The 24,704-nt window shown below is 64.9% G+C and carries 28 protein-coding genes, 1 tRNA gene and 2 pseudogenes; 12 read left to right on the forward strand and 19 right to left on the reverse strand.

The features are described from left to right. Nucleotide 1 precedes the first annotated feature (1 nt). Nucleotides 2–484: an FHA domain-containing protein gene (locus ACLH0K_RS00150; RefSeq protein WP_138137148.1), complete on the reverse strand. Its 483-nt coding sequence runs from the start codon at nt 482–484 to the stop codon at nt 2–4. Further along, entirely contained in the window at nt 481–1,224 is a 744-nt protein-coding gene (locus ACLH0K_RS00155; RefSeq protein ID WP_411374871.1) for an FhaA domain-containing protein, read from the reverse strand. Before ACLH0K_RS00155 ends, ACLH0K_RS00150 begins: the two co-directional genes overlap by 4 nt. Before the next feature lie 374 nt (nt 1,225–1,598). Here ACLH0K_RS00155 and ACLH0K_RS00160 point away from each other — a divergent pair. After that, nucleotides 1,599–1,681: transfer RNA gene (locus ACLH0K_RS00160), tRNA-Leu, on the forward strand. 73 nt (nt 1,682–1,754) lie between these two features. Here the strand turns inward: ACLH0K_RS00160 and ACLH0K_RS00165 are convergent. Further along, nucleotides 1,755–2,459, reverse strand: a complete 705-nt coding sequence (locus tag ACLH0K_RS00165) for a FadR/GntR family transcriptional regulator (protein ID WP_411374872.1) — start codon at nt 2,457–2,459, stop codon at nt 1,755–1,757. 10 nt (nt 2,460–2,469) lie between these two features. Then, entirely contained in the window at nt 2,470–3,597 is a 1,128-nt protein-coding gene (locus ACLH0K_RS00170) for an L-talarate/galactarate dehydratase (RefSeq protein ID WP_411374873.1), read from the reverse strand. Between the two features lie 135 nt (nt 3,598–3,732). On the opposite strand from ACLH0K_RS00170, the gene rlmN reads away from it, so the two are divergent. Both rlmN and ACLH0K_RS00180 read left to right on the forward strand, forming a co-directional pair. Further along, a complete protein-coding gene (rlmN, locus tag ACLH0K_RS00175; RefSeq protein WP_411374874.1) occupies nt 3,733–4,962 on the forward strand; it encodes a 23S rRNA (adenine(2503)-C(2))-methyltransferase RlmN in 1,230 nt (409 codons plus the stop codon). Between the two features lie 207 nt (nt 4,963–5,169). Continuing rightward, nucleotides 5,170–5,748, forward strand: a complete 579-nt coding sequence (locus ACLH0K_RS00180; protein ID WP_411374875.1) for a hypothetical protein — start codon at nt 5,170–5,172, stop codon at nt 5,746–5,748. Nucleotides 5,749–5,764: 16 nt separating this feature from the next. Here the strand turns inward: ACLH0K_RS00180 and ACLH0K_RS00185 are convergent, their stop codons facing one another. Continuing rightward, complete coding sequence (locus ACLH0K_RS00185; RefSeq protein ID WP_411374876.1) at nt 5,765–6,514, reverse strand: TetR/AcrR family transcriptional regulator; 750 nt, start codon at nt 6,512–6,514, stop codon at nt 5,765–5,767. Nucleotides 6,515–6,622: 108 nt separating this feature from the next. Here ACLH0K_RS00185 and ACLH0K_RS00190 point away from each other — a divergent pair, with 108 nt between their 5' ends. Beyond that, a complete protein-coding gene (locus ACLH0K_RS00190) occupies nt 6,623–8,008 on the forward strand; it encodes a flavin monoamine oxidase family protein (protein WP_411374877.1) in 1,386 nt (461 codons plus the stop codon). An 81-nt stretch (nt 8,009–8,089) separates the two neighbouring features. After that, nucleotides 8,090–8,572: a pyridoxamine 5'-phosphate oxidase family protein gene (locus ACLH0K_RS00195; RefSeq protein ID WP_411374878.1), complete on the forward strand. Its 483-nt coding sequence runs from the start codon at nt 8,090–8,092 to the stop codon at nt 8,570–8,572. Nucleotides 8,573–8,630: 58 nt separating this feature from the next. Here ACLH0K_RS00195 and ACLH0K_RS00200 read toward each other — a convergent pair. Next, nucleotides 8,631–9,123: pseudogene (locus tag ACLH0K_RS00200) on the reverse strand (DUF6919 domain-containing protein); the annotation flags it as partial. A 24-nt stretch (nt 9,124–9,147) separates the two neighbouring features. Further along, complete coding sequence (locus ACLH0K_RS00205) at nt 9,148–9,735, reverse strand: hypothetical protein (protein WP_411374879.1); 588 nt, start codon at nt 9,733–9,735, stop codon at nt 9,148–9,150. A gap of 136 nt (nt 9,736–9,871) precedes the next feature. On the opposite strand from ACLH0K_RS00205, the gene ACLH0K_RS00210 reads away from it, so the two are divergent. Then, nucleotides 9,872–10,267 carry a VOC family protein gene (locus tag ACLH0K_RS00210; protein ID WP_411374880.1) on the forward strand — a complete coding sequence of 132 codons (396 nt, stop codon included), beginning with the start codon at nt 9,872–9,874 and terminating at the stop codon, nt 10,265–10,267. Nucleotides 10,268–10,282: 15 nt separating this feature from the next. Here the strand turns inward: ACLH0K_RS00210 and ACLH0K_RS00215 are convergent, their stop codons facing one another. Then, the gene (locus tag ACLH0K_RS00215; protein WP_411374881.1) at nt 10,283–10,669 is read right to left on the reverse strand and encodes a DUF5997 family protein; all 387 of its coding nucleotides are present in this window, start codon (nt 10,667–10,669) and stop codon (nt 10,283–10,285) included. On the opposite strand from ACLH0K_RS00215, the gene ACLH0K_RS00220 reads away from it, so the two are divergent. Continuing rightward, on the forward strand, nt 10,668–11,462 hold the full coding sequence (locus ACLH0K_RS00220; RefSeq protein ID WP_411374882.1) for a LysR family substrate-binding domain-containing protein: 795 nt from the start codon (nt 10,668–10,670) through the stop codon (nt 11,460–11,462). The genes ACLH0K_RS00215 and ACLH0K_RS00220 overlap by 2 nt on opposite strands. 126 nt (nt 11,463–11,588) lie before the next feature. Here the strand turns inward: ACLH0K_RS00220 and ACLH0K_RS00225 are convergent, their stop codons facing one another. Genes ACLH0K_RS00225 through ACLH0K_RS00235 form a run of 3 tightly spaced genes read right to left on the reverse strand, consistent with a single transcriptional unit; the run spans nt 11,589 to nt 13,530 of the window. Next, nucleotides 11,589–12,251: a DUF3618 domain-containing protein gene (locus ACLH0K_RS00225; protein WP_411374883.1), complete on the reverse strand. Its 663-nt coding sequence runs from the start codon at nt 12,249–12,251 to the stop codon at nt 11,589–11,591. Then, nucleotides 12,248–12,679: a phage holin family protein gene (locus ACLH0K_RS00230; RefSeq protein ID WP_411374884.1), complete on the reverse strand. Its 432-nt coding sequence runs from the start codon at nt 12,677–12,679 to the stop codon at nt 12,248–12,250. The genes ACLH0K_RS00225 and ACLH0K_RS00230 overlap by 4 nt, the downstream gene beginning before the upstream one ends. After that, nucleotides 12,676–13,530, reverse strand: coding sequence for a hypothetical protein (locus tag ACLH0K_RS00235; protein WP_411374885.1), 855 nt, complete (start codon nt 13,528–13,530; stop codon nt 12,676–12,678). The genes ACLH0K_RS00230 and ACLH0K_RS00235 overlap by 4 nt, the downstream gene beginning before the upstream one ends. A gap of 258 nt (nt 13,531–13,788) precedes the next feature. On the opposite strand from ACLH0K_RS00235, the gene ACLH0K_RS00240 reads away from it, so the two are divergent. After that, a complete protein-coding gene (locus tag ACLH0K_RS00240) occupies nt 13,789–14,337 on the forward strand; it encodes a MarR family winged helix-turn-helix transcriptional regulator (protein WP_411374886.1) in 549 nt (182 codons plus the stop codon). A gap of 49 nt (nt 14,338–14,386) precedes the next feature. On the opposite strand, the gene ACLH0K_RS00245 is transcribed toward ACLH0K_RS00240, so the two are convergent. The 8 genes from ACLH0K_RS00245 to ACLH0K_RS00280 form a co-directional block, all read right to left on the reverse strand. Next, the gene (locus tag ACLH0K_RS00245; protein WP_411374887.1) at nt 14,387–14,671 is read right to left on the reverse strand and encodes a hypothetical protein; all 285 of its coding nucleotides are present in this window, start codon (nt 14,669–14,671) and stop codon (nt 14,387–14,389) included. 38 nt (nt 14,672–14,709) lie between these two features. After that, a complete protein-coding gene (locus tag ACLH0K_RS00250) occupies nt 14,710–15,852 on the reverse strand; it encodes a Vms1/Ankzf1 family peptidyl-tRNA hydrolase (RefSeq protein ID WP_411374888.1) in 1,143 nt (380 codons plus the stop codon). Further along, nucleotides 15,849–16,067, reverse strand: a complete 219-nt coding sequence (locus ACLH0K_RS00255) for a hypothetical protein (RefSeq protein WP_411374889.1) — start codon at nt 16,065–16,067, stop codon at nt 15,849–15,851. The genes ACLH0K_RS00250 and ACLH0K_RS00255 overlap by 4 nt, the downstream gene beginning before the upstream one ends. A gap of 100 nt (nt 16,068–16,167) precedes the next feature. Then, nucleotides 16,168–16,506, reverse strand: coding sequence for a hypothetical protein (locus ACLH0K_RS00260; protein WP_411374890.1), 339 nt, complete (start codon nt 16,504–16,506; stop codon nt 16,168–16,170). A gap of 61 nt (nt 16,507–16,567) precedes the next feature. Next, nucleotides 16,568–17,824: a D-arabinono-1,4-lactone oxidase gene (locus ACLH0K_RS00265; RefSeq protein WP_411376522.1), complete on the reverse strand. Its 1,257-nt coding sequence runs from the start codon at nt 17,822–17,824 to the stop codon at nt 16,568–16,570. A 303-nt stretch (nt 17,825–18,127) separates the two neighbouring features. After that, nucleotides 18,128–18,352 carry a hypothetical protein gene (locus tag ACLH0K_RS00270; RefSeq protein ID WP_411374891.1) on the reverse strand — a complete coding sequence of 75 codons (225 nt, stop codon included), beginning with the start codon at nt 18,350–18,352 and terminating at the stop codon, nt 18,128–18,130. Between the two features lie 112 nt (nt 18,353–18,464). After that, entirely contained in the window at nt 18,465–20,222 is a 1,758-nt protein-coding gene (locus ACLH0K_RS00275; RefSeq protein ID WP_411374892.1) for a glycoside hydrolase family 3 protein, read from the reverse strand. Nucleotides 20,223–20,236: 14 nt separating this feature from the next. After that, nucleotides 20,237–21,538, reverse strand: coding sequence for an MFS transporter (locus ACLH0K_RS00280; RefSeq protein ID WP_411374893.1), 1,302 nt, complete (start codon nt 21,536–21,538; stop codon nt 20,237–20,239). Between the two features lie 117 nt (nt 21,539–21,655). On the opposite strand from ACLH0K_RS00280, the gene ACLH0K_RS00285 reads away from it, so the two are divergent. The 4 genes and pseudogenes from ACLH0K_RS00285 (at nt 21,656) to ACLH0K_RS00300 (ending at nt 24,578) form a co-directional block, all read left to right on the forward strand. Next, nucleotides 21,656–22,669 carry a LacI family DNA-binding transcriptional regulator gene (locus ACLH0K_RS00285; protein WP_411374894.1) on the forward strand — a complete coding sequence of 338 codons (1,014 nt, stop codon included), beginning with the start codon at nt 21,656–21,658 and terminating at the stop codon, nt 22,667–22,669. 37 nt (nt 22,670–22,706) lie between these two features. After that, a complete protein-coding gene (locus ACLH0K_RS00290) occupies nt 22,707–23,063 on the forward strand; it encodes a DMT family transporter (protein WP_411374895.1) in 357 nt (118 codons plus the stop codon). Continuing rightward, a complete protein-coding gene (locus ACLH0K_RS00295) occupies nt 23,063–23,380 on the forward strand; it encodes a DMT family transporter (protein WP_411374896.1) in 318 nt (105 codons plus the stop codon). The genes ACLH0K_RS00290 and ACLH0K_RS00295 overlap by 1 nt, the downstream gene beginning before the upstream one ends. Nucleotides 23,381–23,475: 95 nt before the next feature. Then, nucleotides 23,476–24,578 (forward strand): annotated as a pseudogene (locus tag ACLH0K_RS00300) (IS3 family transposase). The last annotated feature ends 126 nt before the right edge of the window (nt 24,579–24,704 follow it).

Here is a 24,704-nt window from a genome sequence, read left to right on the forward strand (position 1 = left end):
TTTATGGCCTCAATTCGATGACCGTCTTGCCGATTCTCACAGGTACGCCTGGCTCAACGGGGAGGGCACGAGTCAGTTGCTGGTCCCCGAGGTAGGTTCCGTTGGTGGAACCGAGGTCCTCGATGAACCAGCGGCTGCCCTGCGGGAACAGCCTGGCATGGCGGCCGGAGGCGTAGTCGTCTTCGAGCACCAGGGTGGCTTCCTGGGCGCGTCCAAGCAGGATGGGGCTGGCGGCGAGGGGAACCGACGTCCCCTTCAGCGGCCCCTCGACCACCACAAGCTGCCGCGCCTGCTGCTTTACGGGCTGCGGCGGCGCTTCGGCGAGTTCGGGGTTCCTGCGGATCTGCCGCGCCGTGGGTGCCCCCGAAGCGGCCTTGCGGCCCACCATGAGGTCACGCCGCATGGCCGAGACGATGCTGAAGATCAGCACCCAGAGCAGCAGCAGGAAGCCGAACCGCAGCGCGGTGATGGTGAGGTCGCTCATGCGCGGCCGCCAGGGGTGGCAGGAAGCAGGCGGAAGATGATTTTTGTCCGTCCCATCGTGATGGTGGAGCCGTCGGTAAGTTCGGTGCTCCCGGAGACCCGCTGCCCGTTGACGTAGCTTCCATTGGTGGAACCCAGGTCCACGGCGCTGCAGGCGCCGTCGGCGGTGCGGATTTCCAGGTGGCGGCGGGATACTCCGGTGTCTTCCACGTGGATGTCGGCCTCCGAGGACCTGCCAAGCACGATGGAGGGGGCGTTGAGGGAGTAGCGCTGGCCGTCGATGTCCAGGACGGGCTGGAGCCGGACCGGCTGGCGGCTGGGGGCGGCCGGAACGTTGGGCCGGGCAGGCGGGGCTGCAGCAGCGCCCCCGGACTTCTCCGTGGAGGACAGGATTTCGAAATCGCCGGCACGCAGTTCGGTCTCGCGTCGGAAGGAGATACGTACCGAACCCTGCAGGGTGTAGCCCTGGCTGCGGACGTGGTTGATGACGACGTCGCAGAGTTCCTCGGCAAGCGGGGTGCCCCACTCCTGGGCGCGGCGGAAGTCATCGTCGCTGAGCTGGACGTCAAAGACATTGGGGACCAGGGTCCGGCCGGTGGTGACCGTCAGGGCTTTGTGGTCCACTTCGCGCCGCAGCCGGCTGGCGATTTCGACGGGTTCGACCTGGGCTTTGGAGCCGGTGGAGAAGACGCCCCGGACAGCCTTTTCAATGCCGCGTTCAACTTTGTCCAGCAGGCCCATGGTTCTTCTCCTTTCCCCCCGGCTCCGGGGCAGTTCTCGTTCCGGAACTTTCCTTGCGGTGCAGTTCACAACTCGACCGTGCGCCTGCCGAGAGCAGCCGCGCCTACATCCGATACTACTGGGCAGGCCTGTGAATGACCTTAATCCACAACGGCCCGCCGCCCTGAAAAGTTCGGCTTTCCTGCGCCGCGAAACCCGGTTTTCCGCCGGTTCCGGCCGACTTAACGATCCGGTTTCAGTCCCTGGTGCGCAGGGCCCGGAGGGCACTCGGGGGCTCAATTGGTGTTTTGCGGCATGTGTCCGTTATGCTTGATCTCGCTGCTTTTACAAGGCGGCGGACGGGAAGCCGGCCGCAGCTGAGTGGAAGAAGTTGCGCGCGAGTGGCGGAACGGCAGACGCGCTGGCTTCAGGTGCCAGTGTCCGAAAGGGCGTGGGGGTTCAAATCCCCCCTCGCGCACGCAAATTTGCAAGGCCCCGGTTTTAGGACCGGGGCCTTTTGCGATCCCGGCTCGGGCGCTCCCTGTGTGTTGCTAGCCGGATGTGCGTGCGGAAGCCTTGAACCGCCGTCGGGAGTTGGCCAGGTGGCTGCGCATCGCTGCCGCCGCCGCTGCCTCATCGCCGTCCGCAATGGCATCGGCAATGGACCGGTGTTCCTGCACCACCTGGTCGAAGTGGTCGCGGGCGTAATGCTCGACGCCGGTCATGAGGCGGGTGCGCGGCATGGCGATCATGGTCTGCCCGAGGGCGGCCAGGCAGTCGGAGTAGAAAGGGTTGCCCGAAGCGATGGCCACCGCCCGGTGGAACTCGAAGTCGGACTTCATGGCGTGCGCGGGATGTCCGCCGCTGGTGGTGAAATCCTCCAGGGCTGCGTTGACCGCCCGGAGCTGGCGGTCGGTGTGGTTGCGTGCGGCCAGCGCCGCTGCCTCCGACTCCACGCCCATGCGGAACTCGAGCAGGTGGAGCCGGTCCTCGGTGGTGGCTACCGGACGCGCCCCCGGTGCTGCCGAGGGCCCGTCGGATGGCGGGGTGAGCGCGAAGCTGCCGCGGCCGCGCTCTGTTTCCACGAGCCCTTCGGCCTGGAGTCGGGTGAGGGCCGCGCGGACCACGGTACGGCTGACGCCGAAATCGCTGATCAGCGTGTTTTCGCTGGGCAGTTTCTCACCAGGCTGGATGACGCCGTCCACGATGCGGGTGCGGAGGTCGGCGGCAAGGTCAGCGGTGAGGTTCCGGCTCATGGGAACTAGGTTACGCGCCGAACTCCACCGAATCCGTGGTCCAGGCGCGGGCCTGGTCGCTGAGGCTCACGCCCAGCCCCGGGCGGTCCGGCACGACCATCCGGCCGTCCTTGGTTTCCAGGCGCTCGTTGAACAGCGGGTCCAGCCAGTCGAAGTGCTCCACCCAGGGCTCACGCGGGTAGGCCGCGGCCAGGTGGAGGTGGATTTCCATGGCGAAGTGCGGCGCCAGACCAAGGCCGCGCTCGTCGGCGAGGGCCGCAAGGCGCAGGAACTGGGTGATTCCCCCCACGCGCGGGGCGTCCGGCTGGATGATGTCGCAGCCGTTGGCCGCGATAAGGCCTTTGTGTTCGGCGACGGAGGCGAGCATTTCACCGGTGGCGATAGGTGTGTCCAGTACCTGGGCGAGGTGGGCGTGGCCTTCGAAGTCGTAGGCGTCCAGGGGTTCTTCGATCCAGATGAGGTTGAACTCCTCGAACTGCCGGCCCATCCGGAGTGCGGTGGCGCGGTCCCACTGCTGGTTGGCGTCAACCATCAGCGGCACGTCCCAGCCGATGTGCTCGCGGATGCCCGCCACGCGGCGCAGGTCCTCCTTGGTGTCGGGAAGGCCCACCTTTACCTTGATGCCGCCGATGCCCTCTTCGATGGACCGGGTGGCGCGCGCCTTTACTTCATCGAGGCTGGCGTTGAGGAAACCACCCGAGGTGTTGTAGGTCCGGACGGAGTCGCGGTAGGAACCGAGCAGTTTGGCCAGGGGGAGTCCGGCGCGCTTGGCCTTGAGGTCGTAGAGCGCAATGTCGATGGCTGCAAGGGCCTGGGTGGCGACGCCGGAACGGCCCACCGAAGCCCCCGCCCACAGGAGTTTGGTGTAAAGCTTGCCGATGTCGTTGGGATCCTCACCGATGATGCCTTCGGCGACTTCCTTGGCGTGGGCGTACTGCGCCGGGCCACCCGCCCGCTTGGAGTAGCTGAAACCGAGCCCCGTGTGGCCCTGCTCGGTGGTGATTTCGGCGAAGAGGAAGACCACCTCCGTCATGGGCTTTTGCCGGCCGGTGAACACCTTGGCATCACTAATGGGAACGGCAAGGGGAAGGCGGGCGGTGGACAGCTTGACGTGCCGGACCAGGTCGACGGTGCTCATGGGATTCTCCTAAACGCGTAACCGGGCTCCTTCACCCGGGCTCCTAGGTTACAAGTAGCAAACTTGTATTACAAGTATCGCCGGGTGAGGAATTGCATAGTGCCGTGCATTGCCGGCCGTGGGATGATAGAAGGGATGTCTTCCCCCACTTCTTCTTCCCAAACTTCCCCGCGCCAGGAAACCGCCGACGGCAACCGGACGCAGGTCCGCCCGGCTGCTGAGGGCTGGGAGCAGGCGCGTACTGCCGAGGGCAGGCCGCTGCTCCAGTTCGCCTCCCCGCGCGTCAAGCAGCCGACAACCCACCTGGCAGACCTGAACCTGGCCGAACGCGGTGAGAAACTGAAGGAGCTGGGACTCCCGGCTTTCCGCGCGAAGCAGCTCTCCACGCACTACTTCCAGCACTGGACTGTAGATGCGGAACGTATGAGCGACCTGCCCAAGGCAGGCCGTGAGGAGCTCGTCTCGCAGATGTTCCCGCCGCTGCTCACGGAGGTCCGCCGGCAGCGCAGCGACAAGGGGGACACCATCAAGTTCCTCTGGCGGCTGTTCGACGGCGCCCTGGTGGAGTCCGTCCTGATGCGCTACCCCGGCCGCATCACCCTCTGCGTCTCCTCGCAGGCCGGGTGCGGAATGAACTGCCCCTTCTGCGCCACCGGCCAGGCCGGCCTTACGCGCAACATGTCCACGGCGGAGATCGTTGACCAGGTGGTTGCCGCAAACCGCGCCATAGCTGCCGGCGAACTGGGCTCCAAAGAGCACGACGACGAGCGGGTCACCAACATCGTGTTCATGGGGATGGGCGAGCCGCTGGCCAACTACAAGCGCGTAATGGCTGCCGTCCGCCGCTTTGTGGACCCCGCGCCCGAAGGCCTGGGCATGTCCGCCCGGAACATCACCGTCTCCACCGTCGGCCTGGTTCCGGCAATCCGCAAGCTTGCGGATGAGGACCTGCCCGTCACGTTTGCGCTCTCCCTGCACGCCCCCGACGACGAACTCCGCGATGAACTGATTCCCGTGAACAACCGTTGGAAAGTGGATGAGGCACTGGACGCCGCCTACGACTACTACCGCAAGACCGGCCGGCGGGTCAGCATCGAGTACGCGCTAATTAAGGACATGAACGACCACGCGTGGCGCGCCGACCTCCTCGGCAAGAAGCTCAACCAGCGCGGCCGCGGCTGGGTCCATGTGAACCCGATTCCGCTGAATCCCACCCCGGGCTCCATCTGGACTGCCTCCGACAAGTCGGTAGAGCAGGAGTTCATTGCACGGTTGCGCGCTGCAGGAGTTCCCTGCACCCTCCGCGATACCCGCGGCAAGGAGATCGACGGGGCCTGCGGCCAGCTTGCCGCCGCCGAGGACTAGCCGGCCGGCTTACCGATTGGCCTGTTCCGGATGCGGCAATGTAACGTTTAGGTCACTGGCCGGCGCACACGCCCCGGGAAGCGCGGACAGCGTCTGAGCGTGTGGTAAGCCCCTTGGCGGTGCCCCTGCACTTCGCCGGCCGTGACCGGGCAGGACCGAAAACGGGACCTGCCGTGCTGCACTTCCACGAAGAGGCTTTGTTTTTCCATGCGCAGAAACATTCTGCTGGCCACTGGCATGCTCTTTGCGCTGCTCGCCGCTACGGCGTGCGGGGCAACAACCGATCCTGGGGTCCTGCCGCCCGCTACATCCACGGCCGGCGTTATGGCTGAATCAGGTACCAGTGACAGGCCGACGGCGGACGTCGGCGCCAGCCAGCTGGCTGCGGCAGAGCGGGCCAGGGCCGCGGCCGCCAGGAAGGCCGAAGAAGAAGCCAGGAGGAAGGCCGGGGAAGAGTCCGCCAGGCAGGCAGAGCAAGAAGCCGCCCCGCAGGCTGCGGAAGCGGCTGCGGACAAGGCTCCAGCAGCTCCGGCTGCGCCCAGGGAAGCTCCTGCAGCTGTGGAGGGGCCCTCGGCCCAGCGCCCGGCAGAGCCACAGCAGGAACTGCCCGTGCGCGGAGGCGAAACCACCGCCGCTCCTGCTCCGGCGCCTGCCCCCACCAAATCCGAAGATTCCGGTCCTGAGGATTCGGAGCCGGAGGAGCAGCCCCACTCCCGGGACCGGGATGAGGACCGGCAGTCGGATGACGATGACGACAGCGATGACCGCGATGACCGCGATGACTAACGCGGCAGAGGGCAGGTCAGCCGTCCTGGTTCCGTAGCGACCCCAGTCCGGTGATCAGCGCCTCAAGGCCCAGGCTGAACGCGGTGTCGGCAGGCTTGCCCCGTTCCTCTCCGGTGGAGCCGTGCTGCCCAGCGGAACTGCGCACTGCCGCGGTGAAGTAGGGGTTGGCGTCTGCCATGGAACCGGGTTCGAAGATGTCGCCGGGCGCGGTCACGTCATAGGCGGACCCGAAGATGAAGGATTCCAGCGCCACGATGGCGGACACGATGCGGTCCTCAGGGAAGCCGGCATCAAGGAAGCCCTTGCTGACCGTCTCGTACATCGCCAGGGTCTGCGGCGCGTCGGTGACAGGCAGGACGGCGATCACCGGAATCAGCGGGGTGTGCTCGGCGAAGACGTTGCGGTAGCTCCAGGCCCAGGTGCGGACGGCGTCCTCCCAGGGCGCGGAACCGAAGGCGGAAACATCCACCAGCGAGGTGAGGTGGTCCTCCACCAGCAGCAGGACGTCCCGCTTGGCGGCCACATGGTTGTACAGGGCGGAGGGCGCCACGTCCAGCAGCTTGGCCAGCGCCGCCATGGTGAGTCCGTCATAGCCCTTCCGGCTGATCAACTCGAGGGCCGCCGTCGTAATTCCGGCCTTATCCAGCACCGCCGCGGACGGCCGGCCCGCCCTCCGCCGCCGTGTTTCGACGGCGTTCCCCGCGGTCCGTCCTTTTTCGGCTGATACTGCCGGCATTCCTGCCCTTTCTTTGGTGGTCCCCAGCATTATTCCACCGGGCACTTCCCGTCCCGCGCACAAACAGCTATAGTTCTAATAAATGAACGGAATTCATTTAGTGGTCCCCGTCACCAGGAGGGCCCCAGAGAGGACATCATGCTGAACCTTACCCGCGACGTCGTGGTCGTTGGAGCCGGGCCGTCCGGGCTCACCGCAGCCCGTGAACTGAAGAAGGCCGGGCTGACCGTCGCCGTGCTGGAGGCCCGCGACCGTGTGGGCGGCCGCACCTGGACCGGGAACGTGGACGGGGCGATACTGGAAATCGGCGGCCAGTGGGTCTCGCCGGACCAGACCGCGCTCCTGGAGATGCTTCAGGACCTGAACCTGGAGACCTACCCGCGCTACCGCCAGGGCGAGTCCGTCTACATCGGCACCGACGGCATCCCCGTCCGCTACACCGGGGAGACCTTCCCGGTGGATCCGGCCACGGCCGCCGAAATGGACCGCCTGGTTGCGTTGCTGGATGGCCTCGCCGCGGAGGTCGGCGCCACCGAACCATGGGCGCACCCCAAGGCGCGCGAACTGGACACCATTTCCTTCCACCACTGGCTGCGGCAAAACTCAACCAATGAGGAAGCCTGCAAGAATATCGGCCTGTTCATTGCCGGCGGCATGCTCACCAAGCCCGCCCATTCCTTCTCCGCCCTGCAGGCGGTCCTGATGGCGGCGTCCGCCGGTTCCTTCACCAACCTCACCAACGAGGACTTCATCCTGGACCGCCGCGTGGTGGGCGGTATGCAGCAGGTCTCGCTGCTGCTGGCGCGGGAACTTGGCGACGACGTCGTCCTCGACACCCCTGTGCGCACCATCAACTGGGAGCCGGACACCGACGGCGGCCACCGCGTCACCGTCGCATCGGACCACGCTACGGTCAATGCACGGTTCGTGATCATGGCAGTGCCGCCAAACCTCTACTCCCGGGTCTCTTTCAACCCGCCGCTGCCGCGCCGCCAGCACCAGATGCACCAGCACCAGTCGCTGGGCCTGGTCATCAAGGTCCATGCGGTATACCCCACGCCGTTCTGGCGGGACAAGGGCCTGTCCGGCACCGGGTTCGGCGCTGACGCACTGGTCCAGGAGGTGTACGACAACACCAACCACGGCGATGCCCGCGGCACCCTGGTTGGCTTTGTCTCAGACGAAAAGGCCGACGCTGTCTTCGAGCTCAGCGCCGAAGACCGGAAGCGGGCCATCCTGGCTTCCATTGCCGGCTACCTGGGCGACGAGGCACTGACCCCCGAGGTCTACTACGAGTCCGACTGGGGCTCGGAGGAATGGACCCGCGGCGCCTATGCCGCCAGCTACGACCTGGGCGGCCTGCACCGCTACGGCAAGGACCAGCTGGCACCCGTCGGCCCGATCTACTGGTCCTCCTCGGACCTCGCCGCCGAAGGCTACCAGCACGTGGACGGCGCCATCCGCATCGGCCGGCAGACCGCTGCCCGCATCGCCGAGCTGGCAAAGGTCGCCGTCCCCGCGTAAGTCGATGCCGCTGGTAAATAAGCATGCTTACTAATAGGCTGGCGTGGGGAGCGTCCCCTATGCAAACAAGCGAGGTGAGACATGACTGACGCCCAGGGCATCAGCAAGGTTACGGACATCATCAACGATTCCAAGATCGGGATGTTGACCACCATCAACGAGGAAGGCGCGCTCGTCAGCCGTCCGCTGGCCGTCCAGGAGGTCAAGGACGACGGCGACATGTGGTTCTTCACGGGCCTCGGCACTTCCCAGGTGGCGCACGTCCGGCGGGACTCCCGCGTCAACGTCGCCTTTGGCAAGAACACCGAGTGGGTTTCCGTGGCCGGCACGGCCGAGGTGGTGACGGACCGGGCCAGGATCCATGAGCTGTGGAACCAGGCCGTGGAGGCGTGGTTCCCGGACGGTCCGGACACCTCCGAGGTCTGCCTGCTGCACATCGATTCGGACTCCGCCGAGTACTGGCACAGCCCCGGCGGCACCGCCGCCACCGTGCTCCAGTGGGTGAAGTCCAAGGTCACCAACAGCCGGATGAGCGTTGGCGAGAGCGGCACGGTGGAGCTTTAGCTCCATCAGCGGGAAGGGGGCGGGGCAGTTGCCCCGCCCCCTTCCGTTTCTGCCGCCGCTAACCCCGCCCGGTCAATGCCGAAAGGACTGCCGGCAGCAGGGACACCTGTACGCCCCCACACCGGGTCCAGGATCTCCACGTACCAGGAGTCCGCCAGCAGCAGCGCCAGGGAATCGTTGGTTTCGTCGGCCCAGTCCCGGATCTGGCCATCGTCCACCGGGTTCTCGCTGGAGCCGAGCACGGTGGTGACCTCTGTTCCGGCCGTAGTTACGGGAATGGCCGCGTTGCTTGAGTCGCCCGGCGCGTGGGCCACCGCCACCAGTTCAGACCGGGTGGACAGCGCCAGCAATTCTGCGGCCAGGCCGGCGTTGCAGAAGCCGGTGACATATTCGCGCTGCGCCGCTGTCTCCGAGCGAAGCCCCGGCTGGGACTCCCTGGTGAACAGGCCGTTCCGGTTGAGCTCCGCCAATGCTGCGGCAATGGGACGCGTCTCGTCGTCGAACCCGGCCGCGAAGTGCCCGGGCTGGTAGGAGCTTCCACCCTCCAGCCAGCCGACACACCCCTTAACGTGCGGCTAGGCCTGTTCCGCCGGAATGCCCGCCACCCGTTCCGCGGCGGTGAGGGAAGCAGCGAGGCGGTTGACGGCGTCGGGATAGCCCCGGTGGGAAGCCGTGCGCAACTGGTCCGCTGTGCGCATCGCCTTGATGAGCGCGGAAGTCTCGGGCAGCCGTACATCCGTGAGCGTGGGGTAGTCGATGATGCAGGCCGGATCCAGCTCATAGCGCCGCCACCGGGCCATCAGTTCGTCATGGGCCGCGGCGGCTGCCAGGTGCGCCGCCTGCTGCTCCCGGAGATCCTGCCGCGCGGCACGGCGGGCGAGGTAGCGGGGAGTGCCCAGGTAGGCGGCGGTGCCCGCTGCCGCACCGGCCGCACCCAGGAACAGCCCCGTCCATGGCGAGGCGAGGGTGGGGATCAGGAAAGCCGGAACGGCGACGCAGGCACCCAGGAAGAGGTCCCAGAACACCTGGTCCGAGCTGTCGGGCCTGCCGGCAGGCGCCAGGACGCGGCGGCGGACGAGGAAGACGGTGGCGGCCACGCTTGCCACGAGCACGGGACCGGCGAGAACAAGCGCCCACACGCCCTGCAGCAGTCCCTCAAACATCGCGTGGCTCCTGCCCCTAAATGTGCCCGGACGGCGGAATCCCGGGCTGGTCCTTCCATTGCACCCCTGCTGCGAGCCGTGGTCAATGGCCGGTGCAGCGCCCTTTTCGCCAGGGCTTGGGCGTATGTTGGGGACCATGCGAATCAAAATGTGCAGCATCCACGTCAAGGACCCCGCCGCCGCCCACGCCTTTTACACCGGCACCCTGGGCTTCGATACGCTCATGGCCATGCCGGAGTACAACCTCTACATCATCAAGGACCCGGCCACGCCGGAAAAAGGCACCGGAGGCGGCCCCGTGGGCCTGCTCCTGGAGCCCAGCGACAATCCGATCGGCGCGAACTACATGAACGCCCTCTACGACGCCGGGCTCCCGGCCATCGTGTTCGGCGTTCGGGACGTCCGGGCCGAGTATGACCGGCTTATCAACGCGGGCGTGGTGTTCCGGGGCGAACCGGCGGAGGACCCGTCAGGCATAAGCGCCGTGTTCGACGACGGCTGCGGCAACTACGTGCAGCTGCACCAGGACTAAGCGGCCGGCTGCGCCTTACTTCCTGGCTGCCTTCTTCGCGGCCTCTTCCTTGACGCGCTGGCTTTCGGCGCGGACCGCGGCATGCGTGGCGCGTTCGGTGACCAGCCACTGCGGGGGAGCCTGCAGCAGCGCGGTGATTTCCGCCGTCGTCAACGGCTGGTCCACACCGCCGCGAGCCAGGCCGCTGATGGAAACATTCAGCTTCTGCGCCACCACCGGGCGGGGGTGCGGGCCGTTGCGGCGGAGTTCGGCGAGCCACTCCGGCGGGTTGGCCTGGAGCTCGGCAAATTCTTCGCGGGTGATGGTGGATTCCTGGAACTCCTGCGGTGTTGCGGGCAGGTAGATGCCAAGTTTCTTGGCAACAGTGGCCGGCTTCATGGACTGGGAGTTAGCAGAGCTCATGCTTCAAGGGTATCCGGGCGGAAGGTACTGTGAAGACGTGCCTTCCTCCAACGAGTCCCCGCCCGACGCTTCCCCCGAGCCTGGGGATGCCGCGGACCAGCCGCGGACGCTGCGGATCGCGTACGTTGCGGGGGTCACGCCGGGGAAGTGGATCCGGCGGTGGGAAGAGCGGATGCCGGACATCCCCCTCACTGCGTTCCTGCACGACGGCGCCGCCCGGGTCGAGGTGGTCCGGAACGGTTCAGCGGACATGGCGTTTGTCCGGCTTCCCATAGAGCGCGAGGGCCTCAGCGTCATTCCGCTGTACGAGGAGCAGCCGGTGGTAGTGGCTCCCAAGGGGCACGAAATCTCTGTCTTCGAGGAAGTGGCGCTGGCGGACCTGGACCAGGAGTCCTTCCTGGATGTTGCCGCGCTGGGCGGCCCCGAGGCGGCGCTCCAAATCGTTGCCACCGGAGCCGGGCTCGCCGTCCTGCCCATGTCCGTTGCCCGGCACTTCAACGTCAAGGACACCGTGGCGCGGAGGCTGACGGACGCGCCGGGAACCGGCATCGCGCTGGTGTGGCCGGCGGATGCCACGGACGAAGTCCTGGAGGAGTTCATCGGGATTGTGCGGGGGCGGACGGCGCAGAGTTCGCGCCAGCCCTCGGCCCAGCCGGTCAAGGCGAAGAAGGAGCCCAAACCGGACCGCCGCGGCGGCACGCCCAGGAAGGCGGCACCAAAGGTGGCGCAGCGTTATGCACCGAATCCGGACAAGGGGCGTGGCAAGGGCTCCCGAAAGAAGGGCAAGCGCTAGTCCCCAACCCCCTAACCCCGCAAGGCCACACCCTGCGGTCGTGGGCCCAGGCCCAACTGCCCAAGGACATGGAACAGGCCGGTTCCCTCTTCGGGAACCGGCCTGTTCTGGCGTCAAAGCACCGTACTAGGTGTTTTGGACGTTGGTTTTGGCGTCGGTGGCGCGGTCTTTGACGTCGCTGGTGGCGCTTTGGCTTTCGGCTTTGACGTTTTGGGCGGCGTCGGTGGCGGTGGCTTTGACGTTTTCGACGGCTTCCTGGGCGGGTTCCTTGAGGTCCTGGACGACGTCCTTGGCTGCCTCGGTGACTTTGCCGGCCAGGGGCTGGGCTGCGGTCTTGACCTGGTTGGCCGCTTCGCGTTCCTTCTGGCTCGGCGGGATCAGGGAGGAGACGAGCAGCCCGGCACCGAAGGCGATGAGTCCGGCGGCCAGGGGGTTGCCCTGGGCTTTGGCTTTGACCTGGTCCGGTGCCTGGGAGAGGGTGGTGCCGGCGTAGGAGAGTTTGGCTGCGACGTTGTCTTTGGCCTCGTGGAGGGTTTCGCCGGTGGAGTGCAGGGCGTTGGTGGTGTGTCCGGCGCCGGTGGAGGCGGTGTCGTGGACTTTGGTGGTGGCGGTGTCTGCTGCTCCCATGACTTTCTCCTTCACGCCGGTGACGGCGTCTTTGAGTTTGTCGGTTTGGCGGTGGACGATGTTGGACGGGGTGACCTTGTCCGCGACCGCGTCCACGTTGGTGCCCAGGCGTGCGCGGGTGGCTTCAATGTCTTGGCGGATTGCGTCGGGGTTCTCGCTCATCGGTTTACCTCACCTGGTTTTAGGGTTGGGGGGATTTCGGAGAGTGTTTCGCCGGTCTGGGGCATGCCCTTGATCTGTTTGAGTTCCTTGCGCCCCGTGGAGGCCAGGACCGCGGCGATAATGGCCCAGATCACGGCCACGATGACCGCGGCCCAGCCCAGCGGCATCAGCGCGCCGAGGGCGAACATCAGGGCCAGGGACAGGAACAGCAGGACGAAGTGCCCGGCCACGCCGGCGCCGGCGAGCATGCCGCCGCCTTTGCCGGCCCGGGTGGCGGACTGCTTGGCTTCGGCCTTGGCCAGCTCCACTTCCTGGCGCATCAGGGTGGACAGGTCCCGGGTCACCTCACCGAGCAGATCACCCAGCGACGTGTTATCGGCCTTCTGATGCGCCTCGCCCGGCGGCACCTCAGGAATCTGGCTACTCACAGCTGGCGTCCTTCCGTCGACCTGTAGGTGCCGTCCGTACCGCGGTAGCTGCCGTCCTCGTCGCGGTAGGGGTCATCCTCGAACCGCAGCGGGGAATCCTCGGTGGTGCCGGACGGCAACGTGGAGGAGGAAACCGGAGCGCCGGTTCCGACTACGGGCTCGTCGTAAAGATCGCCGGCTCCGGCTGCGTACACCGTTTCCTGGTGGAGCGGAGCTACCGCGGGCTGAACGGTAGGCGGCGCAGGAATCGCTGCAGAGCTCTGCGATGATTCGGTGGCGCCTGCGGTGAGGCCGCGGGTGAGGCGGCCGGCCAGGACACCCGCGCCGGCTGCAAGCAGCAGGAAAGTGCCCGGGCGGTTGCGGGCAAAGCGCTGCACCTCATTCAGCAGGTCGCCGGGCTGCTTGTTCTCGAGCCAGGAAGCCACGGACTCACTGCGCTGGGCAGCCTGCCGGATAAGGTCGCTGGCAACGCCCTGCTGGTCCGGTGCCTCGGCCATGCTCTGCAGCTGGCTGGAAATGGTCCGGATGCCGTCGGCGGCCTTCTGCTGCTGCGTACCGGCCTGGCTGCTCAGGCCCTGCCTGGCCTGGTGCAGCAGGTCCTGGGCGCTGTTCTTCGCCTCGGCCGCCACATTGGCCGCTTCACTCTTGGCCGTCTGGGCCACGCCCTGCGCTGCCGACGCTGCCTCGCTGGCTACGTTCGACGCTTCCTCCTTGGCCGTCTCCTTCTTGGAGGTGCCGGAAGTGGTGCCCGGGGTGGTGGTGGCGTAGCTGTCATCAACACCGGTGGCCGGTGCTGCAAAGGGGTCGGTCGCAGCGGTGTTGGTGGTCTGGGGCCATTGGTTCTCTGTCATCGGGCTCTCTTTCATCAAGGGTTAGCTGGCAACAAGAACCAGCAGTGCTGGCGATTAGTAAGCAAGGTTACTAACTAGATACTAAGCACACTTTGCTTTTGATGCGCAAGGGGGCGACGTGCGGAGATGTGTTTCTTCACCCCTCCGCAAGGAGGGATAGTAAGCCTACTTGCAAATATGATGCTAAGCATGCTTATTGTAGGACCGTAGCGACGCAGGCGACCCCGCACCATGCCACCTACAGGAAGGCCCCGGCCGATGACCAGCAACCTCGATCCAGACGCCCGGAACAGCTACCGCCTGATCACTCTGGCGGCGCGGCTGGTCCAGAGGCGCCAGGACGATGCGCTGGCACACCTCGGACTGACGAGGGCTGCGGTAATTGCATTGGAGGGGCTGGCCGGCGGGCCGCTCAACCAGGAGCAGCTTGCCGAGGCAATCCGGGTGCAAAGCCAGACGCTCGGCCGGATCCTTACCCGGCTGGAAGCAACCGGCCACATCACCCGCACCCGCCAGCAGTCAGACCGCCGGCAGTTGAAGGTGGAACTGACGGAGGCCGGGGCAGCGGCGCTGGAAGCGGCGCGGGATGCGGAGATCAACGCCTATCCTGATGATCCTTCTATCGCGTGGAAGGTCCTCCAGGACGAACTGACCAAATTCATCAGTGCCTTGCCGGTTGGCAGGCACCCGGAGGTGGTTCCCTTTGTGGCGCCCGACCACCGCTCACCGCGGCGGACGCATCACGGACGGACAAGCCGCCGGGCAACGGACGAGCATAGCGGAGGGAACCAGAACCCGCAGCCCTAGGGGTTGCGGGTTCTGGTTCCCTCCTTGTCAGGCCGCTGGTTCTCGCGGGCTACTCCCGGCTTTTTCGGTCGTCGCCCAGCAGTCCCCGCTGGGCGAGGTCTGCTTCTTCTGATGATTCTTCCGGCAGGGGATCGGTGGCAGGAGGAACCTCACCCGGGGCATAGTCAGCCAGCCCGGCTGCCACCCGTTCTTGTTCGACTGCTGCCTGGTATACGTCGTCGTCCACGTTCTCGGGCATCTTCGCATGCCCGGATTGATCCGGGTTCGGAAGGGCGTCCTCCCCGGGAATGATCACGCCGCCCGGGGCCTCCGGGGTTTCGTCTGCTGAAGTCATGGCATCTTCCAATCAGTTGGTTTGGCAGCTTGGCTGGATTACGACGACGACGGCACGTCAGGTCCCGTGGACCAGCGCAGAAGCGCCGCCACGTCAACGCCTTCCGGCAGGACCGGGCCGGGAACCAGCAGCACCCGGGCATCCGTCAGTGCCGCTGCCCGAAGGAGGGCAGCTGGTGCGGGAACCTTGCCCAGGACGTTGGCTGCCAGGGATTCCTCCTCGGCTGCTGCAACCCAGGGTTCGGCGTCCAGGGCAAGCAAAGTCCTTTCGGACAATGCGGCGTCGTTGAAGATCAGCACGTCCACCTGCGCCTGCTGGAGTGCATGCACTACTGCGCCGATACCGGTGGCGGATTCGGGGTTTGCCTGGCCTTCCTGCGTTGCCAGGCGGTCCATGACCTCTTGCTGCTCAGTTGCCCAGAGTTCGGCGACTTTCTGGTTGACCTGGTCTTCAAGAAGCTGGTTGTCCGCGCCCGCCGTGTGGGTATGCGAATCCACCTGGGACACGAGGGGCTGGCTTGCCTGGGAAAGTTGCTCCTGGACGAGCCCGCGGGCGCGGATGTCCCCGGCCAGGACGATCAGCCGGGCCCCGCTGCTGCTGACCACTTTGTCGATCTCGCCGGCTATCTCGTCGGCGTTGCGCCGCCAGACATCCTCGGTGTGGTGCTGGAACCGGAGGTGGGCCCAGCCGCCGCCCTGGAACTTACTGACATGCTCATGTTCGCCCTCGACTTCCCGGGTGCTGGTGGGGCCGCCGGCACCTGCATGGTAAAGCCACCGGATTTCGCCGTGCTCACGGCTGACTTCCGCCACCACATACGGGAGTTCTTCCGGGCGGTGCTTGACCAAGGGCAGAAGGTCCGGAACGGGGTCTACGGAGACGCGTTCGGGCAGGACGAGGTCTCCGGGCAGGACCTCGTTGATCTCTGCTTTGCCCTGGTGCACCAGGACAAAGCGGGCCACAGGGGCCGGCACGCCTGTTGCTGGCTGGATGGCCTGCTCCATGGCGTCAAGATCGGATTCGGTTGCGCCCTGCCCTTCGAGCTGTGTCCGCACATTGCCGGGACTGACATCCGCAGCTTCCAGGGAATCAACTGTCCCGGTGCCGGCATTGACATAGGCGGTGCACCAAGGGCCGGGTTGCCGGTAGAGGTCGGCGTACTGCTTGAGGCTGCCGGTCACTGTTCCCCCTCCTCATCGTCGTCCAGGGGGTCGGGTGAGGCGACCGGATTGAGGGCCTCCCTTACTTCCGCCGCGTCCGTGTCATCCGGAAATGGCTCCGTCTCACGGAACTCTTCCGCGTGGGCCGGCTGGTTACCGCGCACCATCCCTTGGGTCTCGTGCTGCATCTGGTCATCCAGCTCGGAGTTGTGTTTGGTATTTCCTCGTTCAGCCATGACGATCTCCTTCGCACGTGATTAGTATCACAGGCTTACTAGTTCGTCATTTCACCGTAGCACCAGGAGGCGGGCGTTTATAGAGGTATTTTCCAGCTTGTCAGTAAGCCGCGCAGGCGTCTTTCAATGCCCGGACTGACTCAGCCGGCACCTGGTCCCCGGCCTCCGCGATCTCGCCCAACGGCGTCGTAATTTCTGCCGGAACACCGGCCGTGCGGGCAGCGGAAACGAGTCCTGCCAGCACCTGCTTGTCCTGGGCGCTGACCACCCCATCCTGGATAACGGCGCAGATCTGCCGGTTCACTTCCTCTGCCGCCGCGGTGGCAACCTTGGACGCGGCGTCATTGGCTGCGGTGCTGGCAGCCTCCTCGACCGCGCCGCAGCCGGCGAGCAACAGCATCAGGGGGACGGCGGACAGGGCGGCAACGCAGCGTTTCATCCCTCCAGCCTAGCCTTTATGCTGCGGCCGCTATTAGTGTTGCGGTTATTGTGCCCGGGATTCAGCGGGCACGTGCGGCAGATGTGCCGAGCACGGTGTCCAGGAGGGCGTTGCGGAACTTGCCCTCGGGATCATGCGCCTCCGCCAGGGCCTGGAAATCGCTGAACCGCGGGTACAGCTGATCCCAGTCGTAGCCGGCGGGGGTGAACAGCTTGCCCCAGTGCGGCCTGCTGCCGAAGGGACGCAGCAGTTCCTCCAGCTGCGGCAGCAGCGCTTCCACCTCTGCCTGCAATGGCTTCCAGGTGAAGTGCAGGGCGACGCTCTGCTGCTGGTAGAACGGGCTGAGCCAGAACTGGTCCGCAGCGATGGTACGGATTTCTGATACGAACAGCACGGGTGCAAGCTTGTCCGCAAGGGAGCGGACTGCCTGGATGGCTTCCGGGGCGTGCTTCAGCGGCAGGATGAACTCGCTTTGCAGCTCCTCACCCTTGCTGGGGGTGAACTCGTGGCGGAAGTGGGGCAACCGGTCCAGCCAGGGGCCCGCTTCGTCCAGCTGTTGGGTGCAGTTCTCTGCGGACATGTCCGGCAGGGGATGCCTGGGCCGGGTGGCAGCGGTGGCGCCGAAGAGGTCTGCCAGCTGCGGGTCGCCGTCGAGGGCTTTAAGCCAGACCTGGCTGACTGTATCTCCCGCATAGTCCGTGAAGAGGCTGACGCTGTAGGCGCTGGAGACAAGGTCCTCAAAATTTTCCAGGGCACTGTCCCACGGGAGGTTCTCCAGCACGCGCTGGCGCATCTGGAAGCTGGGGCTGACCGTCAACTCCAGGGCCGTGACGATGCCCAGGGAACCAAGACCAACCACGCTGGCAAGGAACTCGTCGCCGTCCTCTTTGGTGAGCCTGGTCAGCTCACCGGACGGCCGCACGAGTTCGATGGCTTGGACCGCGCCTGCCAGGGACTGGTTGTTGACGCCGGAGCCGTGCGTTCCTGTCTGAATGGCACCTGCCACGGAGATGTGGGGGAGCGAGGCCAGGTTGTGGATGGCCAAGCCCTGGCGTTCCAATTCCCGGCAGAGGGCGCCGTAACTGATGCCGCCGCTCACCCGGACTGTTCCTCCTGTTGCGTCCAGCTCGATGGACTGCGGCAGGGCGTCCAGGAGGATGTGGGTGCCCTCGGTGTCACCGATGCGGTTGAAGGAGTGGCGCGAGCCAAGTGCCTTCACGCGTTCTGCCTTACGGATGGTGTCCGTGAGTGCGGCTACCGATTCGGGGCGCTGCACATCTGCAGAGGCGTATTCGAGGTTTCCTGCCCAGTTCTTCAAATCGTCCGCTTTCCCGGTTGGTGCCATGGCCTCCTCAACTGTCAGCGCTAACACGGGTGATGTCAAGGCGGGATGGGTGAGGCTCTATTGATTCTGACGAGGAGATTGGAGTGTCAGGTTGGGTTCTCAGAGCTTCCGCAGGGCGTGTCAGAGAGCCTAATTATCGGCCCTAGTCTGACGGTTTCTTGGCTGGTTCCTGACGTCAGGTTGGGGTGTGCGCGAATTAGGCAGCTAAGTGTATCTTCAGTCGCGAAGCCGCGCTGATTTTCTTCTACAACGCGACATTGAAGTCGGTGCCCTGCTCTAGTTGTGTTGCTGGCGGATGAGTCCGAAGGGCACTGCCGGGTGTGCCCGGACGATGTAGCGGCCCGGTCCGATTCGGGTGATCATGATCCCCGTTTGGTGGCAGATGGCTGCCGCTTTGACAGTCTCAATTGCATCGTTCAGGGCGTGGTCGATGTGTGAGGCGTTGTCAACGCTGACATCGACCATTCCTGGTGATGGATAGGTTTGTGCTGTTGCGGACACTTGGGCCTTCTATGTTGGGGAAAGTAGCGATCACAGCTACGAGTAGGGACTCCGGGAGGGTAGAGGCGGCGGTGCTGGGCTAGCCGCCTCTACCTTCCGTTGCGTCCTGTGCTTACAGGGTTGCTGGCGTGAGCGTGATCCCGTGGCCATGACGGAAACTAGGGTTTTCGGTGTCGAAGGGAACATCTTCCCGTGAGTTTTCGATTGCAGCCATGCTGTTGGGCAGGTCGAACGGGAGTTTGCCGGTGAACGCAGTGCGTCCACGAAGGGCGTCGACCAGGACTTGGTCGCTGGCGCCGAATTCGCCGATGAGGCCGGCGAGGTGTGGGAGGAGTTCTGTCACGACTGCGGGGCGCTCGAGGTAGATGGCTGCGACCGTCGGGGCTTGGGCTGCGAGTTCAGCGATGTGTTTGACGGTGTCCTGGGGAAAGTCGAGCTGCCCGCGGTGGAAGAAGTCGCCGAGTGCGTTATCGGGGTCGGGCTGCCAGGGTGCGTCAAGGCGGACGAGGTTAACCTCTGCATGGGCGGGGGTCGCGACAATTTCGAAATTGTGTTCAACGGTGGACCAGTCGATGCCTTCGGAGTACACCCTCGTGCCGGCCCGGAGCGGGAGTGTCTCGTCGGTCTTGAGTAGCGTCAGTGACGCCGCCTGCGCATTGATGCCGCGCGCCCTAAACTCCCGGTTCGTCCCGACCCCGTGGGCGTTTTCAACATCGACGTAGCGGTTCTCGAACAGTCCCAGTTTGAACTTTTCCTGCAGCAAGCGTGCGACCGAACGGTCTACAAGCACCTCGTCGAGCTGACCGTCCCTGACAGCTTGAACAACCCGCCAGGTGCAGCTGTCGCCGCCGAACTGGTCGACCCCGGCGCCCATGCCGATAACCAAGCGTTCGGTTGGGGTGAGCTCTTCCAAGCCGTACCCGTTGGGGCCAAAGGTCAAGCCGGCGTGAACGGTGGGCTCGAGGAGGAACCAGTCGCTGACGACAATGCCTTCAAAGCCGTACTTGCCACGGAGAAGATCCCGGATCACTGGTTCGTTGAAGGCGAAGCCGCGCTCCTGCCAGTCAGTTCCTACCGGCATGCCATAGTACGGCATGACCTGGGTGACGCCGGCTTTGAAGGCGGCCTCGAAGGGGCGGAGGTGGAGTTGTTGCTGTCCGCCGGGGTAGACCTGCTCGGGGAAGCGTTTGTCGTGGGCGTCGTCGCCGCGAAGCTGGGGACCGGCGCCGGGGAAGTGCTTGACGACGGCGGCAACGCTTTGGGGGCCAAGGGTGTCGCTGCCGCGCAGTCCGCGGATGAAGGCGGCGGTGAGCCGGGAGACCATGTCGACGTCCTCACCGAAGGTGCCGAATCCGCGTGACCAGCGCGGCTCTGAGTACAGGTCTGCCATCGGGCCGAGGTAGACGCGGATCCCCATCGCGATCTGCTCCTGACGGAGGGTGTCGCCGTACTGGTAGGCGAGGCCCTCGTCTCCGATTGCAGCGAGCCCGGTGTGCTCGGGCCAGCGGGACAATTCGTCGGTACTCTGCCCGGTGAACGGGGTGCTCCGGAACCCGCTTCGCGGGTCCGTGGAGAAGGTGACGGGGATGCCCAGGCGTGTCTCGGCGGCAAGTCTCTGGAGTTCGTTTGTCCATACAGCTATTTCTGCGGCCTTGGTGCCGTTGAGGACGTGGAGATGGTTCAGGAGCTTGTCCTGTACGGAGGCCCGGGCGTCGGTGCGGGCTTCGTCGTCGCTGTAGCCCGCTTCCGGTAGCCGGGTGACGGGCTGGAAGAGCATTCCGGCTTTTTCTTCCAGCGTCATCCGCGGAAGAAGATCTTTAACCCGCTGCTCGGGGGTGAGTGAAGGGTTGAGGTAATCAGGGTGGCTCATGGATGTCTTTCTGGTTACCGCGATGCGCGGATTTTCAGGAGTACGGGGATGCAGGTGAGGCTGAGGACACCGCCGACGATATACAGCAGCTGGTAGTTCGGGTCCTCGCCGGAACCGAGGAGGAGCGGTGCGGCGAACGGGACCAGGGAGAACGGAAGGGTGAAGGCGATGTTGACAATGCCGAGGTCCCTCCCGACCGTGGAAGTGTCCTTGAGTGTTGCTACTGCAAAGGCGATATAGATGCCGAAGAGGATGCCGATGGCAAGGCCAGCTGCCAGCGTCTGTCCGATAATGAACACCGTGGCGTCCTGTGCGAGAACGATGACGTCCATTCCGGTGGCCATGAGGACGGCTGCGATGATGAAGAGCGGTTTGCGCCGTCCGGTCTTGTCGCTGATCCAGCCGGCGAACGGAGCAACGATCAGCGCGACCAGGCCGCTGAGCAGGAAGGTGAGGAAGAGAGTCCCCGGCAGGTCAGCCTCGGAGACCTTGATCTGGTCCTGCAGGTAGTACACCGCGTATGTGGCGACGACGCCCAGGCCGAGGTTGATCAGGAGGAACGCGAGCAGGAACCAGGCAAAGTCCGGGGATTTGCGCGGGTTGATGTAGAAGCTGCCGGCGAACTCCTTGAGGGTGAACGGCGTACGTTCGCCTACGGCCGGCTTGTCGTCCTTCATCAGGGCAACCAGGGCGAGCCCGAAGACGATGGCGATGGCTACCGGGAGCCCGATCTGAGCGAGGATGCTCGTGGGGAACGCCTGGATGAAGAAGATCCCCACCACGGTGGACGCGGAGGAGGCCGTGCCGGAGAGCGCGCCGACGAGGCCGTGCTGGGATTCGGGGATCCGGTCGGCAACGATGGCCAGCGTCGCTGCGATGGCCGCATTGATGAAAGCCTGCATGAGTACCCACCCGAGGATGAACATCAGTATTGAGTCGCTCAGGCCGATAACCGCAGCACCGACGGACGTACCGGCCAGGCCGACCAAAATCCACGGGCGGCGGCGGCCGAACCGGCTTCTGGTGCGGTCACTGAGCCGACCGAAGAAGGGATTGGCCAGTACCGCGACCAGCGTCCCGATACCGGCGACCATCGAATATGTAGTGGTCTTATTCGCCGGGTCAATCTCGCCAATGCGCAGCGCCACCGTCACCGTGGCCGGGAGGTTGATCGCCATCCAAATACCGAACATCGCCAACGCATAGATAGCGATGAACAGACCCCCAACGCGCGGAAGAGGCTTAGGAGCAGCGAACGCCGCCCCCTGAAAGGTGGTCACGAGCGGGGCTTCCGACTCGGGAGGTAGTGCAGTCATGGGAAGACGTCCTTGGCTTGTCCTACTGAAACGTTACCGGTATCGTTACCGGAAGGGATGTTGCTAAGGTAAGCCCTCAGTTCCCAAACTGTCAACGCTCGCTGCAGGAGGTGCCGGATGACGCGTAGTCGCGTAACGCTCGCGGACGTTTCAAAACGGGCAGGAGTCGGCGTAGCTACCGTGTCGCGGGCCCTGGCGGCAGAACCACACCGGGATGTTAGTCCTGCAACGCGGGAACGTATCCGTAAGATCGCCGATGAACTGGGTTACCGGCCCTCCCTGGCAGCCCGCGCATTGCGAACCGGCGACTACCGGGCTCTAAGTGTCATCGTTCCTGACTTCGAATGGGGCTGGTGGGAGCCGGTAGTGCGTAGTGCGTACAACGCCGCGGAAGAGCACGGCTATCACCTCCTCGTGCATCCGGTGGGCGAGCGGCGGGACGGTCCTGCAGGGACCATATCCGCCCTCAGTAACGTGCCCACAGATGGAGTGATAGTTCTGGGATACGGCGCGAGCCGCGAAGTGCAGGAGGCCGCTGGCGCGCTTCGCCTTCCGGTCGTTTCCGTAGACGACACGGTGACTCAACCGATTCTTCCAACCGTGTCGGTCGACAACCGGGCAGGTGGCCGAATGGCAACCGAACACCTGCTCTCACAAGGCCTGCAAAGGGTCGCATACGTCGGCAACACATGGAAGGCTGACTTCGTCGATCAACGAATTCAAGGCTACAGAGACGCCCACGAATCCGCGGGCATCGAAGTCGATGAACAACTGATCCTCAAGTGTGAGAACCCGGCAGGCGACCCACCGCTCACCTTCAAGGAGCTCGACGACCTGCTCGCAGCCGGCGTGCGCTTCGACGGGATGTTCTGCGAGTACGACCGGATGGCAGGTCCTGCCCTACGGTCCTTACGCAGGGCAGGGTTAACGGTGCCCGACGACGTGGCCGTGGTCGGCTACGACGATGAGGAATCAGCCAAGCTCACTGATCCTCCACTGACCACTATCCGGCAGCCCTACGAAGAACTCGGTGCTCTCGCCGTCTCACTGGCGATCCAAGCCCAGAGCAGTCCCTTGACTGCAGAGCGTCGAACAATCGTCCCCACTCTTCGTAAACGTCATTCCGCATAGATCGCCCAGCACCCTCGTCCCCAAAGGAACCATCTAAATGAACAGGACCACCAAAGGGTGGCTGCTTCTGGCTGCTGCCATCCTGGCAGAGGTGACTGCATCACTGTCGCTCAAGGGTGCGCTCGAATATTCTGCCCTGTACGTCGTCGTAGCCGCTGGCTACCTCGGCGCATTCGGTCTGCTTGCCGCAGTGCTCCGCGCCGGCATGGCGCTAGGTGTGGCCTACGGCGTCTGGGGAGCAAGCGGCGTCGCGCTGACCGCGATCGGTTCGCTCGCCATCTTCAAGGAGCCGCTCACCTTCCTCATGGGTGTCGGCATAGTCATCATCGTCACCGGGGTCCTTTGCATCGAACTCGGAGCGCAAGCCGGACACAAGAAAACTGAGTCCTTGTAATGGCCTACGTGTTCCTCGCCGCCGCAATCATCTTCGAAGTCGCCGGCACCGTTAGTCTTCGCCTCGCTGTCGACAACAAGCGCTGGTATGGCGGGGTCACTGTCGGCTACCTCGTTGCCTTCATGATGCTCACCCTCACCCTAGCCAACGGCCTTCCCCTAGGCGTGTCCTACGGTATCTGGGCAGCAGCAGGGGTCGCCCTCACCGCCATCATCTCTAAATTCCTCTTCAACGAACCGCTCACCTGGCTAATGGGCCTTGGAATGCTCCTCGTAATGGGTGGCGTCCTACTAGTCGAACTCGGCGCAACCCACTAACAAGCCCCGCACACCCCAGCCAATACCAGGGGACTGCCCCCGGTTTTGTTGACTCCTTAACCTAGCGAGCTTGTGCTCGTGGAAGGATGTTGACCATGCCCACGCCTTATGGGGCGGAGTTCCGCCAGGATGTTATTGATGTGGCCAGGAAGGGTGAGGCGCCGCTGGTGCAGAATGCGAAGGATTTCGGTCTTTCGGTCACGACGTTGAAGCGCTGGATCGCCATCGCCGAGCGTAAGGAATCCGGGGCTGGCCCGGCCGTGGCTGAGTCGGCCGAGATGCGGGAGTTGAAGAAGCGGAACCGCCTGTTGGAGCAGGAGAATGAGGTTCTGCGCCGGGCGGCTTACAGATCTACCCGCTGGTCACGGATCTTGCCGCCGACGGTGTTCCCGTGGCGGTGACCTGCAGGGTACTGGGATTCAGCAAGCAAGGCTATTACCGGTGGAGGGCCAACCCGGTGACGGAACGGGACTGGGTCGACGCGCATCTGGTCAACGCCGCCTTGGACATCCATACAGATGATCCGGCGTTCGGGTACCGGTTTATCGCCGACGAACTCCCGGCTAGGGGCATTTTGGCGGGCGAGAACAAGGTCCAGCGCTTGTGCAGGGACCACGGCATCTGGTCGGTGTTCTCCAAGAAGCGGGGCCTGAACCGGAAGCCGGGGCCACTGGTCCACGACGACCTGGTGGCAGCCGCGCCGAATGAGCTGTGGCTGACGGACATCACCGAACACCCCACGGCCGAGGGGAAGCTCTACCTCTGCGCGTTGAAGGATGTCTATTCCGGCAGGATCGTCGGGTACTCGATGGACTTCCGGATGAAGCCCTCGCTTGCCGTGGCCGCACTGGAGAATGCGGTGCGGGCACGCCGCCCGGCAGGAACCGTGGTCCACTCGGATCGGGGGTCCCAGTTCCGGTCTCGCCGCTTCGTCGAATCCCTCCGCCACCACGGCCTCACAGGATCGATGGGCAGAGTCGGTGCGTGCGCTGACAACGCCGCGATGGAAGCGTTCTTCTCGCTGCTACAAAAGAACGTCCTGGACCGTCAGCGATGGCTCACCAGACAAGACCTCCGACTGGCCATCACGACCTGGATCGAACGGACCTACCACCGCCGGCGACGGCAAAGACGGCTGGGAAAACTTACGCCCATCGAATATGAAACAATCAACCGGACCGCGCTCACAGCGGCCTAAGACCCCGAGTCAACAAAAGCCGGGGCAGTCCCTGGTGAGGCCCTTCACCTTTGGGTGACAAAGTGTGCGATCGCTCCGGACCCCAGTGCTTGAGTGCTTGGACGATTTCCGAAAGCCGCCACTCCG

The organism is Arthrobacter sp. MPF02 (assembly GCF_046605375.1).
Taxonomy (GTDB): Bacteria; Actinomycetota; Actinomycetes; order Actinomycetales; family Micrococcaceae; genus Arthrobacter.

Coding starts and splice junctions, on each gene's coding strand:
- rlmN (WP_411374874.1), top strand. CDS start 3,733: ATGTCTTCCCCCACTTCTTCTTCCCAAACTTCCCCGCGCCAGGAAACC.
- ACLH0K_RS00210 (WP_411374880.1), top strand. CDS start 9,872: ATGCGAATCAAAATGTGCAGCATCCACGTCAAGGACCCCGCCGCCGCC.
- ACLH0K_RS00275 (WP_411374892.1), bottom strand. CDS start 20,222: ATGAGCCACCCTGATTACCTCAACCCTTCACTCACCCCCGAGCAGCGG.
- ACLH0K_RS00205 (WP_411374879.1), bottom strand. CDS start 9,735: ATGTTTGAGGGACTGCTGCAGGGCGTGTGGGCGCTTGTTCTCGCCGGT.
- ACLH0K_RS00290 (WP_411374895.1), top strand. CDS start 22,707: ATGAACAGGACCACCAAAGGGTGGCTGCTTCTGGCTGCTGCCATCCTG.
- ACLH0K_RS00295 (WP_411374896.1), top strand. CDS start 23,063: ATGGCCTACGTGTTCCTCGCCGCCGCAATCATCTTCGAAGTCGCCGGC.
- ACLH0K_RS00235 (WP_411374885.1), bottom strand. CDS start 13,530: ATGACAGAGAACCAATGGCCCCAGACCACCAACACCGCTGCGACCGAC.
- ACLH0K_RS00155 (WP_411374871.1), bottom strand. CDS start 1,224: ATGGGCCTGCTGGACAAAGTTGAACGCGGCATTGAAAAGGCTGTCCGG.
- ACLH0K_RS00180 (WP_411374875.1), top strand. CDS start 5,170: ATGCGCAGAAACATTCTGCTGGCCACTGGCATGCTCTTTGCGCTGCTC.
- ACLH0K_RS00185 (WP_411374876.1), bottom strand. CDS start 6,514: ATGCTGGGGACCACCAAAGAAAGGGCAGGAATGCCGGCAGTATCAGCC.
- ACLH0K_RS00190 (WP_411374877.1), top strand. CDS start 6,623: ATGCTGAACCTTACCCGCGACGTCGTGGTCGTTGGAGCCGGGCCGTCC.
- ACLH0K_RS00225 (WP_411374883.1), bottom strand. CDS start 12,251: ATGAGCGAGAACCCCGACGCAATCCGCCAAGACATTGAAGCCACCCGC.
- ACLH0K_RS00215 (WP_411374881.1), bottom strand. CDS start 10,669: ATGAGCTCTGCTAACTCCCAGTCCATGAAGCCGGCCACTGTTGCCAAG.
- ACLH0K_RS00195 (WP_411374878.1), top strand. CDS start 8,090: ATGACTGACGCCCAGGGCATCAGCAAGGTTACGGACATCATCAACGAT.
- ACLH0K_RS00150 (WP_138137148.1), bottom strand. CDS start 484: ATGAGCGACCTCACCATCACCGCGCTGCGGTTCGGCTTCCTGCTGCTG.
- ACLH0K_RS00255 (WP_411374889.1), bottom strand. CDS start 16,067: ATGGCTGAACGAGGAAATACCAAACACAACTCCGAGCTGGATGACCAG.
- ACLH0K_RS00220 (WP_411374882.1), top strand. CDS start 10,668: ATGCTTCAAGGGTATCCGGGCGGAAGGTACTGTGAAGACGTGCCTTCC.
- ACLH0K_RS00170 (WP_411374873.1), bottom strand. CDS start 3,597: ATGAGCACCGTCGACCTGGTCCGGCACGTCAAGCTGTCCACCGCCCGC.
- ACLH0K_RS00245 (WP_411374887.1), bottom strand. CDS start 14,671: ATGACTTCAGCAGACGAAACCCCGGAGGCCCCGGGCGGCGTGATCATT.
- ACLH0K_RS00165 (WP_411374872.1), bottom strand. CDS start 2,459: ATGAGCCGGAACCTCACCGCTGACCTTGCCGCCGACCTCCGCACCCGC.
- ACLH0K_RS00260 (WP_411374890.1), bottom strand. CDS start 16,506: ATGAAACGCTGCGTTGCCGCCCTGTCCGCCGTCCCCCTGATGCTGTTG.
- ACLH0K_RS00280 (WP_411374893.1), bottom strand. CDS start 21,538: ATGACTGCACTACCTCCCGAGTCGGAAGCCCCGCTCGTGACCACCTTT.
- ACLH0K_RS00285 (WP_411374894.1), top strand. CDS start 21,656: ATGACGCGTAGTCGCGTAACGCTCGCGGACGTTTCAAAACGGGCAGGA.
- ACLH0K_RS00240 (WP_411374886.1), top strand. CDS start 13,789: ATGACCAGCAACCTCGATCCAGACGCCCGGAACAGCTACCGCCTGATC.